Source organism: Lactobacillus laiwuensis (assembly GCF_019972835.1).
In the GTDB taxonomy this organism is placed as follows: Bacteria; Bacillota; Bacilli; order Lactobacillales; family Lactobacillaceae; genus Lactobacillus; species Lactobacillus laiwuensis.
In genome coordinates this window covers 31,322-45,866 of record NZ_BPPB01000010.1, presented here as the reverse complement: position 1 = coordinate 45,866, position 14,545 = coordinate 31,322, and the positions used below count along the sequence as shown (strand labels likewise).

The 14,545-nt window shown below is 35.7% G+C and carries 12 protein-coding genes; 9 read left to right on the top strand and 3 right to left on the bottom strand.

Annotation, left to right across the window (positions count from 1 at the left end; all coding sequences use genetic code 11):
* Positions 1-387: 387 nt before the first annotated feature.
* The 8 genes from LDM92_RS08180 to LDM92_RS08145 all read left to right on the top strand — a co-directional run bounded on the left by LDM92_RS08180 (position 388) and on the right by LDM92_RS08145 (position 9,760).
* On the top strand, positions 388-1,236 hold the full coding sequence (locus LDM92_RS08180) for a helix-turn-helix domain-containing protein (protein WP_223902805.1): 849 nt from the start codon (positions 388-390) through the stop codon (positions 1,234-1,236).
* 506 nt (positions 1,237-1,742) lie between these two features.
* On the top strand, positions 1,743-3,224 hold the full coding sequence (locus tag LDM92_RS08175) for a hypothetical protein (protein WP_223902804.1): 1,482 nt from the start codon (positions 1,743-1,745) through the stop codon (positions 3,222-3,224).
* Positions 3,225-3,634: 410 nt separating this feature from the next.
* On the top strand, positions 3,635-4,840 hold the full coding sequence (locus LDM92_RS08170; RefSeq protein ID WP_373868658.1) for an ABC transporter substrate-binding protein: 1,206 nt from the start codon (positions 3,635-3,637) through the stop codon (positions 4,838-4,840).
* Positions 4,841-4,867: 27 nt separating this feature from the next.
* Positions 4,868-5,746 (top strand): branched-chain amino acid ABC transporter permease, encoded by an 879-nt coding sequence (locus LDM92_RS08165; protein ID WP_034979008.1) that lies wholly within the window; start codon positions 4,868-4,870, stop codon positions 5,744-5,746.
* Positions 5,747-5,754: 8 nt separating this feature from the next.
* Positions 5,755-6,711, top strand: coding sequence for a branched-chain amino acid ABC transporter permease (locus LDM92_RS08160; protein WP_223902802.1), 957 nt, complete (start codon positions 5,755-5,757; stop codon positions 6,709-6,711).
* Positions 6,712-6,714: 3 nt separating this feature from the next.
* Positions 6,715-7,497, top strand: coding sequence for an ABC transporter ATP-binding protein (locus LDM92_RS08155; protein ID WP_046331508.1), 783 nt, complete (start codon positions 6,715-6,717; stop codon positions 7,495-7,497).
* Complete coding sequence (locus LDM92_RS08150) at positions 7,498-8,208, top strand: ABC transporter ATP-binding protein (RefSeq protein WP_223902801.1); 711 nt, start codon at positions 7,498-7,500, stop codon at positions 8,206-8,208.
* 349 nt (positions 8,209-8,557) lie between these two features.
* Positions 8,558-9,760 (top strand): ABC transporter substrate-binding protein, encoded by a 1,203-nt coding sequence (locus tag LDM92_RS08145; RefSeq protein ID WP_370448879.1) that lies wholly within the window; start codon positions 8,558-8,560, stop codon positions 9,758-9,760.
* 72 nt (positions 9,761-9,832) lie between these two features.
* Here LDM92_RS08145 and LDM92_RS08140 read toward each other — a convergent pair whose 3' ends face one another.
* From LDM92_RS08140 to LDM92_RS08130, 3 genes are read right to left on the bottom strand one after another with little or no spacing between them, the layout of a single operon-like run.
* Positions 9,833-10,687: a class I SAM-dependent methyltransferase gene (locus LDM92_RS08140; RefSeq protein WP_223902800.1), complete on the bottom strand. Its 855-nt coding sequence runs from the start codon at positions 10,685-10,687 to the stop codon at positions 9,833-9,835.
* 27 nt (positions 10,688-10,714) lie between these two features.
* Positions 10,715-11,359 (bottom strand): histidine phosphatase family protein, encoded by a 645-nt coding sequence (locus tag LDM92_RS08135; protein ID WP_223902799.1) that lies wholly within the window; start codon positions 11,357-11,359, stop codon positions 10,715-10,717.
* Between the two features lie 24 nt (positions 11,360-11,383).
* On the bottom strand, positions 11,384-12,043 hold the full coding sequence (locus LDM92_RS08130) for a M57 family metalloprotease (protein ID WP_223902798.1): 660 nt from the start codon (positions 12,041-12,043) through the stop codon (positions 11,384-11,386).
* Between the two features lie 201 nt (positions 12,044-12,244).
* Between LDM92_RS08130 and helD the strand changes: the two genes are divergently transcribed.
* Positions 12,245-14,539 (top strand): RNA polymerase recycling motor HelD, encoded by a 2,295-nt coding sequence (gene helD, locus LDM92_RS08125; RefSeq protein ID WP_223902797.1) that lies wholly within the window; start codon positions 12,245-12,247, stop codon positions 14,537-14,539.
* Positions 14,540-14,545 lie beyond the last annotated feature (6 nt).

The following is a 14,545-nucleotide window of genomic DNA, read 5'->3' as shown; positions in this document are numbered from 1 at the left end:
ATTCATCATTACGATCCAGAAGAACTGCAAAAGTATGATGTAGTTGTTGATTTTAATCAATACCAATTTAACGATAAAAAATAAATTATAAAAAATTTTAAAATTATTTACTTAGTGTCGGTATCGAATAACATCAAAAGAAGGCTATTTATCCTGCTAGTATGGTCATAAACGAGATTTCAATAATTATATTTGTTTATAGAGTTTGTCATAGTAGGGTAGATAATTTTCTGATTTACAACTTTTAAAGCTGCATGCAATAACCCAATTTACCTCAGTATTATATAATCTTTATTTTTAATTTTATGATACTTTTATATTTTTTGATTATAATAAAATTAAAAAGTGTAATATTTGATAGTTAATCAAATAGTTGAGGAAATTAAAATGACAATTGGTGAATTACTAAAAGACTGTCGCATTCAGCAAAAGAAAACACAAAAACAATGGGTTAATGATGTGGTAAGCCCGTCATTTTATGCAAAAGTTGAAAAAAATTTAAGCAGCATTTCAGCAGATAATTTAATTGAGCTATTAAACGTTAACAAAATTTCATTAACTGATTTCTTCGATAAGTTAAACCACCAGGCGAAGACTGTACATGATGAAAATCTAGAAATTGATAGGATGGTTAATGAAGCATATTATCAAAATTCTGTGCATGATCTGCAGCAAATACGAAATTTTGTTGCAGAAAGTGATTTTCCAAATAAAGAAGATAAATTAGATATAATTGATATCTTTATTGCAATAATCAACAAAAATCTTTCCAGTATTGATAGTGGCGTTATAGATAGATTGAAAGAAAGAACGTTTGATGTTTCTCATTTTAATTCTGATAGTTTAAGACTGTACTGCAACCTTATGAGTTTTTATGATTTAGATAGTAATTTATTGATTTCAAAAAGAGTAATACGTCAGTTTATTGGTTCAAGTAGCATAGATATTCAGAAGTTAGTTTTATCTATAATTATTAATATGATGATTTTGTGTATTCGTAACAAAAAATTCGAAGAAACAGCATTTTATGTTAGTAGTGAACAACAAATCAAAACAAAACCAGATATATTTTTCTATAAAACTATTGCTCCAGCTTATGAGAATATAATCAAATATCATTATGATCAAAATCCCAAGTATCTTGATGAAGTACAAACAATAACTAAATGTGTAAAAATTGCTGGCATGCCCAGTTATGGTAAAGAACTTGAAGAACTAATGATTGCTAATAAATAAAATTTTTAAATGTCATATTAAACCATTAAGAGTTAAATATGACATTTTTTATATGCTTATATAAAATCGTAATAAACTTGAAGTAAATAGAAAGGAGTAAGAAAAGGGAGCAAAATTATTACGTGAATTAATTCCAATTGGAATCAATTTAGATTAATTAGAAACATGGGAAAAATGTTTTGTAAGTTAAGCGAAGATTTAAAAATTAGGTCTAAAGTAGACGATCATATTTATGAAGCATTTGTAGATGGATTATTTATAAAGTTTAGACCAGGAAAAAATTATAAAGAAAGATGATAGGAAAAATGTTTTAAAAATGGCAATCAAGCTGGAGGGAATCGACACTAACAAAAAACAATATTTAAAAAAGAATAATGGTTTAAAAAGCAAATATTAAAATATGTTCAAGAAACTGATCAGGTCATTTGAAAAATGACAGCGCTAACTATAATTAAGTTAAAAGGTGGTCTGCTTGAAGGAGCTGAACAGAAAGTTTGGTGATCTTGATGCAAAAATTAAAAAATATGCGCGTTGGACTAATAGAACTTTGTGCGACACTTATTATTGGCGGTTTGATGATAATTGCCGGCACTATTTTAGGCTTGGATTTAGCTTCCTTAATTATTAAGTTATTTAGCGGTTTAATAAAACCAAATGTGCCGAATTTTAACGTCATTAACAGTTTTCTGCGGATCAATTGGAGCATGCAAGTGGCTATGTTACTGGCAGTTCTAATAATTGTTGGCGGCATAGTAGTAACTTATAGGCTAACCAGAACCATTTTAAACAGTTTAGAAAAAGAAGATATTCCTGCTTTTCATAAACAGAAGTGGCTAGAAATAATTGCACTGGCAGCTGGACTAGCTCTAATAGGTGGCGGCTATTTAGTATTGAATTTGCCCGTCCAAAATCTGTTTAATCCTTTATTACCGGCATTTGTCACAATTGTGTCAGGTACTTATTTACTTTGCCACTCGTTATTAAGCTTGCTGCCTGCAACTTGGTTTAACAAAATTAAGTTAACTAAAGGAAAAACGCTGCTGGGACTCCATCATTATGCTGGCGTTTTTACTATCATTTCACTACTCTTCGCCTTGACTATGGGCGCTCTTGCTTTAAGTCATGACGTTAATGCTTTTCCCCAAGATATTAAAAGGGGAACTTATTATGATGGCGTAATTGTCAGCAACACCGCCAATATTAAAAACGATGTTGCTCAATTAAAAATTAAAAAGCAACAAACTTATCATTATAAAGAAACAAAAAGACACTTTTATTTTGTTCATAATGAATTGGCAGATAATCCAATTAAGTACGTGAAAAGCACCGGCCGACGCAATTTTCAAGTCAAATCTATTAAGTTAGACCAATTGAATAAAAATTCTCTAGCAGATGACAGTTTCCGCGAACTCGTCCCTAATAGCAGTCAAACAAATAAAACAATTGCACTTTGTTCAACTGCAGAATTAAATAAGATTAAAGGTAAAACTAAATATCTGACTTTGGTGCAGCTAAACAGTTTTGATAGAGATTGGCCATTTTTACTAAAAATTGAACATAAACAGGCTCAAAGTAGTCTTACCTATAGTCGACTCTACAGCAATTCCAAGGCAGCTCTTTATCAGCTGGCACTGGGGATGACCAGAGAAATGAAGATTTTGGGCTTCTCAATGGCATTTGTGTTTGGTGCAACTCTGTTTGCTATTTTGATAATAGAGGTAATAAAATTTGCTAAGAAAAACCGGGATGTTGATCAAAAATTAAAGACCCAAAAAGTATCGCAGGAAAGCAGCACTTATGGAACGGGACTGTTGTTCTTAATTCCAGCGGTTTTTGGTGTCTTTGATGCTTTGTTTGGTCTAAAAATCTTTAATCAGGTTTTGCCAACAGCATATTATGAAGTTTGGCTGCCAATGGTGCTCATGATTATAAGTTATTTCGTTTTATACGTCATTGTTGTATTTTGGCGAAAAAAAGCTGTATTTTAAAAAATCTAATTAGTAAAACGCACGCCGTCAACAGCGTGCGTTTGTTTTCACAGGCAAAGCAACAAAATTAATAAAAAATACTGAGAACTTAGATAAAAAAATTGCAAAATTTTCTTGACATGCTAATGTTCTTTTTTTATAATTCTAAGTATTAAATTAAATTTTGGGAGGCGATTTTAATGAAAGCTAAATATTTAAGTAAACGAACTAACATTAAAAATATTATTGCCCAGAGTTTAATTGCCTTGTTGTTGTCGTCTAGGACTTAGCATGATTAAATTACTTTTAGTGATTTTACATGAAAAGCCCTTGTTTGCGTCTTAATGAATGGGGCTTATCTAATAACTGATCTAAGCCTCATTCATTAAATGAATGAGGTTTTTAGTTACCAGACTATTGAAAAGGAGAAAATGATGGGTAAATTTTCAAAAAGATTGTTGCGTGTTCTGACAGTGGGAATGGCTGGCTTGGCACTAGCTGGCTGCTCAGTTGCAAAAAGTGGGGGCGGCAAGGGTACGCACCAAGATAAAGATGTTGTCAAGGTTGGTATTAACATAGAGCTGTCTGGTACTGCTGCTGGATATGGTAGTGCTGAAAAGCAAGGGATAGTGTTAGCAGCTTCTGAAATTAATAAAGCTGGTGGAATTAACGTCAACGGGCATAAAAAGAAGCTTAAATTACTTATCCGTGATAACAAATCCGCAATTGCTACTTCGGCTTCGGTTGCTGCACAACTGGCAACCAAGGATAAAGTGGCTGCAGTTATAGGGCCGGCTACTACTAATTGTGGTACCGCTGAAATTCCTAATATTACCAAGGCTTCTGTTCCCGGCATTAGTCCATCTGCAACGGATCCAAACTATACCAGACAGAAAAATGGCAAGGTTCAGCCTTATGTCTTTAGAGCTTGCTTCCAGGATACTTTCCAAGGAAAGAGCGCTGCTAAATTTGTCACCGATAAATTAAAAGCCAAACGAGTAGCAGTTTATGCTGATAACTCCAGTGATTATGGAACTGGTTTAGCAAAAGCCTTCAAAGATACTTATAAAGGCAAGATAGTTGATAGCCAAACGTATTCTGCAGGTGATAAAGATTTCAATGCTGTTTTAACTTCATTTAAATCTAAGAAAATCGATGCTATTTATGTACCGGGCTACTACACAGAGTTGGGTTTGATCATTAAACAGGCACGGCAAATGGGTATTAAAGCTCCAATCGTTGGTGGTGACGGTATGTGTGACCCTAAACTTGTTCAAATATCAGGTGCTAAAAATGCAACCAATATTTACTACACCACACCATTTTCAACTAATGTAGCTGCCAAGAATCCAGATTCAAAAGCTGCTAAGTTTATCAAAGCATATAAAGCTCGCTACCATGCAGATGCACCTACATTTTCAGCATTAGCATACGATGCAGTTTACTTAGTAAAAACTGCTATTGAAGAACAAAAATCAGATGATTCGGTTAAAATTACTGAAGGTCTAGCTAAGATTAAAGACTTTGACGGTGTTACTGGCAGAATTACTATGGACAAATTCCACAATCCAGAAATGCCAATTGCTATTGAAAAATTGACTAACGGTAAAGTAAGCGACTCATTCCGTGTTGAGTAAATAAGAAAAAGAAAGGAGTGCTTAAATTTGCAAACAGTTTTACAGCAAATCATTAACGCCTTGTCGCTAGGTTCGATTTATGCCCTGTTGGCTTTAGGTTACAGCATGGTTTATGGCATTATTAATTTAATTAACTTTGCTCACGGCGATATTTATATGCTAGGTGCATTCTTTGCCTACTATGTGATTAATGCTTGGCATTTTAACTTTATTACAGCACTGCTTTCTGCAATGATTATTGGTGCAGTTTCAGGCGTAGTGATTGAGTATTTTGCTTACCGGCCACTACGTAAGTCGCCTCGTATAGCTGTACTGATTACGGCTATCGGCGTATCGTTTTTACTGGAAAATGGCATGTCATACTTTGTAGGATCAAATGCTCGCAGCTTCCCCCAAGTAATTGAACAGGTTAATTACAATATCGGTGGAGTGCAAATTTCAAATGTTCAGATTTTGATTTTGGCTACTGCTTTAATCTTGATGGTTTCCTTGCAGGTCATTATTCAAAAGACCAAAATGGGTCGGGCGATGCGTGCAGTATCTGTAGATCCTGCTGCGGCTGAACTAGTTGGTGTTAATGTTAATCATACGATTTCATTTACCTTTGCTTTAGGTTCGGCTTTAGCCGGTGCCGCAGGTATTTTAATTGGAATGTATTACAACCAAATCGATCCTTTAATGGGAATGACACCAGGAATTAAAGCCTTTGTTGCTGCTGTACTGGGTGGAATCGGCTCAGTGCCAGGAGCTTCTATTGGTGGTTTCTTAATCGGTATCTTGGAAACATTCTTCCAGTCTATCGGTTTGTCGGCATATAAAGACTCAGTTGTTTATCTAGTATTAATAGTCATTTTGCTGTTCTTACCTGCTGGTATTTTTGGCAAAAATGCTAAAGAGAAGGTGTAGGTGGCAAAATGAAATCTAATTGGAAATACATTTTGTCGTGGCTGTTATTAATGGTAGGCGGCTTTTACTTAATCAATGCGTTGATTATGGTTGGCGTGATAGATGATTTTATTGAAAACATGCTGGTCACGATTGGAATAAATATTATCTTAGCTACCGGTTTAAACCTGATTATCGGTTTTAGTGGTCAATTTTCTCTGGGTCATGCCGGTTTCATGGCAATTGGAGCATACGCTACGGCGATTATTACTCAACGCATGAGTAGCGAAGCTGGCTTTTTAATCTCAATGTTTGTAGGAGTGCTGATAGCTGTTGTGATTGCTGCGATTATCGGTACGGCAACTTTCATTCGCTTAAAGGGCGACTATTTAGCTATTGCGACTTTAGGAGCAGCTGAAATTATCCGTAATGTCATTAATAACTTGAAAATTACTGGTGGAGCGGCAGGATTATATAATATCCCTCAACTATGCTCATGGCCGACTGTTTATATCTTGGTTTGTGTGACCACAATCATTTTGACCAACTTTATTCGCTCAAAAGATGGTCGGGCAATTAAAGCCGTTCGTGAAGACGAAATTGCCGCTGAAGCAATGGGAATTAATACTACTAAATGGAAGCTGGCAGCTTTCGTTCTAGGTGGTGCAACTGCTGCAATAGCTGGCAGTCTACATGCTTCATTTTTACAAACAATCTCACCTTCAAACTTTGGCATCATGGAATCTATCTCTATCTTAGTTATTGTTGTTTTGGGTGGTGTTGGCAGTATGACTGGCACGTTTGTTGCAGCAATTGTTTTAGGCGTTTTAGATACCGTTTTACAAAGTTTCGGTGCGTTAAGAATGGTTATCTATGCTATAGTTCTGATACTCATCATGATTTTCAAGCCATCAGGACTTTTGGGTAACTGGGAATTCTCTCTTAAAAATTTAGCGCGCCATTTTGGCAAAAAGGAAAGGGGCTAGTATATGCCACACTTATTAGATGTTGACCACGTAGTGCGCAAGTTCGGTGGGTTAACTGCAGTTAATGATGTCTCACTTCATCTGGATAAGCACGAACTAGTTGCCTTGATTGGTCCTAATGGTGCAGGTAAAACCACTTTGTTCAACTTGCTAACTGGAATGGTCCAAGTTACTAGTGGAAAGATCAACTTGCAAGTTGATGATCAAAATTATGATTTGACGCATAAAAGTGCTGTGCAAATTGCAGACTTAGGTTTATCCCGGACATTTCAAAATATTCGCTTATTTAAAGACTTAACTGTTATGGATAATGTCCTGACTGCAATGACAAATGAATACAAAGAAAACTTTTTAACAACAGTTTTTCGTTTACCCAGTTTTTATAAAACGGAAAAGGAAATGAAAGAAGCTGCGCAAAAGCTATTAGCAATCTTTGATTTAACGGATAATGAACAAACCTTGGCTAAGAACTTGCCCTACGGAACACAAAGACGCTTGGAAATAGTACGTGCTTTGGCTACTCACCCGCAGATTCTTTTCCTGGATGAACCTGCAGCTGGTATGAACCCAGAAGAAACAGCGGATTTGACTAATCTTATTAAGTATATTCAAAAAGAATTTCAGATCACAGTTTTGTTAATTGAGCATGACATGTCTTTAGTTATGAACCTGGCTGAAAGAATTTATGTACTTGATCAAGGCGAGATATTGGCTACCGGATCTCCTGAAGAAATTAAAGCAAATCCTAAAGTTGTTGAAGCATATCTAGGAGAGGGTGATGACTAGATGGCAATGTTAGAAGTTCGTGACCTGTCTGTAAATTATGGTGTTATTCAAGCTGTTAAGAATGTCAGTTTTGAAATTAACCAAGGTGAAATCGTAACCCTAATCGGAGCTAATGGAGCTGGTAAGTCAACTATTGTCAAGACAATTTCTGGCTTACTTAAGCCCAAAAGTGGACAAATTTTATACCTTGGTGAAGAAATAGATCACAAAAGTGCTCCGCAAATTGTCAGCGCAGGTATCTCTCAAGTAGCAGAAGGTCGGCATATTTTTGCTGGAATGACCGTAATGGAGAATCTGCAGATGGGTGCGTTTTTGCAAAAGAATCATGATGAAGTTTCAAAAACCTACAAAGATATTTTTGAACGCTTTCCAATTTTGCAAAAAAGACGTAATCAAGATGCAGCTACCCTGTCTGGTGGTGAGCAGCAAATGTTGGCCATGGGTCGTGCCTTAATGGCAAAGCCAAAATTATTGCTGCTTGATGAACCCTCAATGGGTTTGTCACCCCTGTATATTCAAGAAATATTTAAAATTATTAAAGAACTAAACGAAAAAGGTACAACTATTTTGTTGATAGAACAAAATGCTAAACAAGCTCTATCTATTGCCGATCGTGGTTATGTATTGGCGACAGGAGTAGTGCAATTAAGTGGTACTGGTCAAGAATTGTTGGCTAACCCGGAAGTACAGAAAGTGTATTTTGGTGGTTAGTGGTAATCAAGTTGTTGTAATGGCAATGATGTTAATTCATTGTTAAGTCAGATAGTGAAAACTATAGAGTTTACATAAAATTCTGAGGAGGTAATTGTGATGGAAACGAACTATTTTAAACAAAAAAGTAATATGAATATCTTTCAAACTCAGGATTTAGTTGCCTTGTTGTTGGAGCGCAGGACTTAACATACATGAATTACGTGATGTAATTTAAAGTAGTTAAGCCCTAGTTTGCGTGCCAATGATTGGGGTTTAACTAATTGATAATTTAAGCCTCATTCATTGATTTGAATGAGGCTTTTTTGTTGGCAATTTTAGTTAAAGAATAGTTAGAAGGAACAAGATGATGGATAATATTAGCGGTATTAAAAAGGTAATGAATGTTGTAATCACTGGCATGGCAGCTTTTATGCTGGCAGGCTGTACTGTTGCTAAAAGCAGTAGTGGGGATGGAACTAAGCAAGATAAAGATTCAGTCAAAATTGGCGTCAACATGGAGTTGTCTGGAGCTGCAGCTGGTTATGGCAACGCTCAAAAGCAAGGTATTCAATTAGCAGTTAGTGAAATTAATAAAAAAGGCGGCATTGATGTTAATGGTCGTAAGAAAAAAATCAAACTGATCATGCGTGATAATAAAACTGCTATTTCTACTTCTGCTTCAGTTGCCGCCCAATTAGCTACAAAAGAAAAGGTAGCAGCAATTGTAGGACCAGCAACTACTAATGCCGGCACAGCTGAAATTCCTAATATTACTAAAGCTAAGGTACCAAGTGTCAGCCCTTCAGCGACAGATCCAAATTACACTTTACAAAAGAATGGTAAAGTTCAGCCATTTGTTTTTAGGGCATGTTACCAAAATAATTTTCAAGGTGGTAGTGCAGCCAAGTTCGTAATGAATAACATTAAGGCAAAGAGAGTGGCTGTCTATACTGACAATTCAAGTGACTATGGTAACGGTCTTGCTAAAGCATTTAAGAAAACTTATAAAGGCAAGATAGTTGATAGTCAAACATTTTCAGAGGGTGACAAAGATTTTAACGCTGTATTAACTTCGTTTAAAGCTAAGAAAGTCGATGCTATCTACGTTCCCGGCTACTACACTGAAGTTGGCTTAATAATTAAGCAAGCGCGTCAAATTGGAATTAAGGCACCAATTGTCGGTAGTGATGGCATGGCTGATCCGAAGCTGGTACAGATTGCTGGTGCTAAAAATGCAAGTAAAATCTACTATACTACGCCATTTTCAACACAGGTAGCTGCCAAGGATCCAACTGCTTCTAAATTTATGCGTGATTTCAAAAACCGCTACCATGAAGAAGCACCAACTTTTTCTGCTTTAGCTTATGATGCGGTATATATGATTAAAGAAGCAATTGAAAATGAAAAATCTGATGATTCTGCAAAAATCACGAAGGGTCTGGAACAAATTAAAGATTTTACTGGCGTAACTGGAAAAATCACTGTAGATAAAGATCATAATCCTGAAAAACCAATTGCTGTAGAAGAATTAATTAATGGTAAAGTGGGTAAAACTTTTAAAATTGAATAAGACTTATTTTTAGGTAATAAAAAGGTTAGCTTTGCTAGAAAGCTAACCTTTTTGATTGTATTAATACTGATTTTACAATTTTTGTGCAACTACTGAAAAAGTCAATGGAATCTGTGGTGAATCAGCTGGAAGTACCCAACCTTCTAGGCTTTTATCATAGATTAGTGATGGCAAAGACTTCCAATCACTAATTTTATGCTCTCCTACGTTTTTAATGGTTAAACCAGCAGCAATTAATGAATTAATAATTTCTGCAAAATCATGAGCCCAATTATGGTTTGTCTGATGCTTTATTTTCCCATTAGAATTTGGTGTATATGAAGCATCTGATTGATAAGTAATCTCAGTGCCGCTAAAGTAACCCAGCTTAATTTCTAACCCGGCATTATCAAGTGCAAATAACAAAGGGTGATTGTCACGAATCATGAATATTCCACCAGGAGCCAGGAGTTGACCAATAGATTTTGCCCATGATTTTAATTCTGGCAGCCAAGTAATTGTACCTGCGCTAGTCACAATTATGTCGAATTGTCCTAATTTTTCCGGCATAGCTTTTGTGGCATAGCGGGCGTCGCCTTCAACGTAGGTAATTGAAGTATTAGCCTCTTGGGACAATTTGCGTGCATACTTTAAGGCAGCAGGTGAAAAGTCCAGGCCGTAAACGTCTTTAGCTCCTAAGCGCGCCCAACTGAGCGTATCATCTCCAATATGGCATTGCAAATGAAGTAGTCGCTTATTTTCAACTGAATTATGAGTCAAAAATGGTCTGAGTACGTCTAAATCACGTTTAACAGTTGTAGTTATAGCATTTTGGTCTTTAGCAAACTGAGTAAGATCGCCATAACCACCATTTGCATGTACATCAGCGCGATCATTCCAGTTATTTAAGTTGTCAGCAACGTCAGAGATATCATTTTTTGATTGCATAAAATATTCTCCTGTTAATTGAGGGCATCAAAGCTTTAATTTGTCATAAGAAACAATTTTCTTCTCTTGCTCCGTCATATTCATCACTGTAATTGAAGCGTTACGAGGTCGTTCTTTAATATCAAAATCGCTGTAACGATCGGCAATACTATGAATGGTAAAACCGTGAGTTACGAGCAAAATATTTTCAGCCCCATCTAATTGACTGATTAATTTAAATCCCTTATTTATTCTGTGCCAATACTCTTTTGCATTCTCTGCATCATGAAAAGGGTCGGCTTCTTTAATCCAGTCTTTCACCGTGTCTAATGATTCATTTTTGAGCATTTCAGCATGGCTTTTATAACCGTGAGGACCACTGATCATTTGCCAAGCAGCATCTGAATCCATACCCTCAAAATAGCCGTAAAAATGTTCACGGAAAAAAGGAGTTGCGATATGTTGAATTTCATCACGGTTAACATTGTGTTTAATGATGATATCACAAGTGTCGCTGGCTCTTTTCATATCACTTGATAATGCAATGTCAAAAGGCACATCTTTTAAAGCTTCACCAACTTGGTCAGCACCTGCTATTCCTTTTTCTGTTAGTGGCGTATCACACCAGCCTTGCATTTTATTATAGCGGTTAATAAAGGTTTCACCGTGACGTACTATATATATTCTTTTCATTTTACTCCTCACAAATCTAATTTTTTATTCTTTGTATAACTTTTGAACATTTTCAACGTCAACAGGCTCAATTGGATACAAAGAACCGGTAGGATACATTACAGACACTCCATTATTATGTTTTAGTCCGATTGCATGTCCCAATTCATGTTCTACAGTATTTAAAATACGTTGGTAAGTATAACTATATGGTGAAAAATTCTGTAAATAATAAATATTTAACCTGGTAACTGCGGAATACATCATTCCGGTTTTCACATAATAATGAAAAGTAGTATAACCCGCATAATTAGTATTTGGGCTGTAAACCTGCTCAATTACGATATTAGCTTTTTTCTTGCTTTTGGTTTCAGTAAAAGTAAAGGCTTTGGTATCATTCCATGCATCAATTGCATCTTTAGTGGCTGAAATTAATTCTTCATTATCATTAAGATCAATGTAAACAGTGGCTTTAGGCTTTTTCCAGTGCCAAGAAGAAGCTATAGCAGCTGTATTCTTTTTCTTGGTCTTTTTAGTTTTCTTTTTAGCTTTTTTTGCCTTTTTAGTAGTTTTCTTAGCATAAACAGTCTGAGAAGGCCAACTGAATACTGAATTTTCAGCAATCGGAGCAACTGTACTTTCAATTGTAAAAGTTACAACCAGCGCACATGCTAATTTTGATAAAAAATGACCAAATTTTTTCATACCTTAATCAACTCCATTACCTTACATTATATAGGAAAAATAGAAAAAGTTTCATAATTTACTGATTTTAACGCATAAATTATAATTATTATCAAAAAAATTTGGAGATTGTACTGTTTAGCAAAAAACAAATCCGAGATTTTAATATAAACCGATTTCATGGTAAAATAGAATGCAAGTTTTGGAAAATTAGGTGAGTTTATGACAAAAGCGATGGATGATAAAGAATTTGAGCAAAAGCATCTCGACAAGATTTTAAAAATGATACGGGCTAAAAAAGCAGAGTTGTCCTCGTCAATTAAGTCGGCCGAAGGAGAAGCCCAAGATCTTAATTCACACTTTTTTGATGATGTAAAATTAGATTATGACGGCTATTCAACATCTATGGAGACTGCGTTGTCTATTCACCAGCAACAGCAGTTGCTTGATGAACGTCAAAATGCTTGGCAGCATGCCGCAAAGCAACTAAGCACTGTTCAAAAATTAGAGCAAAAGCCATATTTTGCCAGAGTTGATTTTAAAGAAACTAATGAAAAACCAGAAACTATTTATATTGGTCTGGGTTCTTTTGCGGACAAAAATAATCATTTTTTGATTTATGATTGGCGCGCCCCAATTTCATCAATTTATTATGATGGTAAGATTGGTAAGGTTTCTTATATGTCGCCTGAAGGTGAAATTACCGTTGATATGACCAAAAAACGGCAGTTTATGATTGAAAACGGTAAGATTATCAACATGTTTGACACCAATGAGTCTATTGGTGATCAGATGCTGCTGGAAGTTTTAGGTGAAAAATCCGGCACGCAAATGAAATCAATTGTGACAACGATTCAGCGTGAGCAGAACAAAATCATTAGGAACACCAGTGCAGACTTATTGTTTGTTCAAGGAGCGGCCGGTTCAGGTAAAACTTCTGCAATATTACAGAGGATTGCCTATCTGCTGTATCGCTATCGTGGCAACCTTACCAGTAGTGACGTCATCATGTTTAGCCCTAATCAACTGTTCAACGATTATATCAAGAATGTTTTGCCCGAGATGGGTGAACAAAACATGGTGCAAATGACTTACTGGCAGTTTGTGGCTAGAAGACTGCCGGGTATGACCGTTGAAAATTTGTTTGATCAATTTGAAGATAGCCAGGCTGATTCCGCAATTAGTCAATTTAAAGATTCTACAAATTTCTTTAATTTACTGCATCATTATGCTAAACACCTCAACAATCATGGTGTAATTTTTAAAAATATTTACTTCCGCAATAAAAAGAAACCATTTTTTACTAAAGAAAAAATTAGTGAACTCTATTATTCATTTAATTCCAATTATAATTTGAGCAATAGAATTGATGCTACGCGAGAAGGATTAATAAAATCACTCAATCGCAAGATTAACAGCGAAACAAAAAAGGCCTGGGTGTCAGACGCCATCCAAAATCTTAGTCAAGAGCAGCTAAATGCTTTATATGATCGTCCAGACCAAGAATTTGAATCAGAGGAAAAAGAGGAAAAGTTCCTCAGCCGTAAAATTGTCGTTAAGGCACTTGATAAGGTTTTCCAGCAAATTAGGCGGAATAATTTTATTAATATGCGTGCACAATATTTAAGCTTTTTACGTGCTGTTCCTAAAATGACTGATCTAAGTAAATGGCAAATTGAAGAAGCAGATTGGCAAAAACACATCGAAGAAGTTAAGCAATGTTTTATGAAGCATTATATTCATATGAATGATGTTTCAGCCTACTTGTATCTTTATGATCTGATCACAGGCCGTCATGTAGATTATGAAATGCGTTATGCTTTTATTGATGAGATTCAGGATTATACGCCGTTTCAGCTGTGCTATCTGAAATATAATTTTCCTCGCGCTAAATTTACGATGTTGGGTGATTTAAACCAGGCTATTTTTACCAAAGATGAAAGTAGAAGTCTGCTTAAGCAGATCAGTGGTTTATTTGATCCTGAAAAAACTGATGTCGTCCAATTAACCAAATCGTATCGTTCAACTAAGCAGTTGACTGAATTTACCAAACAAATCCTGCGACAAGGTGAAAAAATTGAGTCATTTAACCGTCAAGGGCCAAAGCCAGCTCTTTGGCCACGTTCTGATGATGCTGCTGCAATCAATGTACTGGAACAAATATTAAATGAAAATAGTCAAGCTAACATGACAACCGCAATTATTACCAAGGACTTGGCTAGTGCCAAAATTGTGGCAGAAAAGCTCAAAGAAGACAAAGTGAAAGCAACGTTAATTGCCACTGCCAATCAGCGACTAGTTGATGGCACGTTGGTCATTCCATCTTATTTAGCTAAGGGCTTGGAGTTTGATGCCGTCATTATGTGGGCTGCCTCAAAAGAAAATTATCATCGCATTGATGAAACGCAACTTGTGTATACAATAACTTCGCGGGCGATGTACAAGCTTGATATTGTTTATACTAACGAAAAGAGTCCACTTCTTGAAGTAGACCCGAAAACTTATATAGAAAAGTAGGAATTT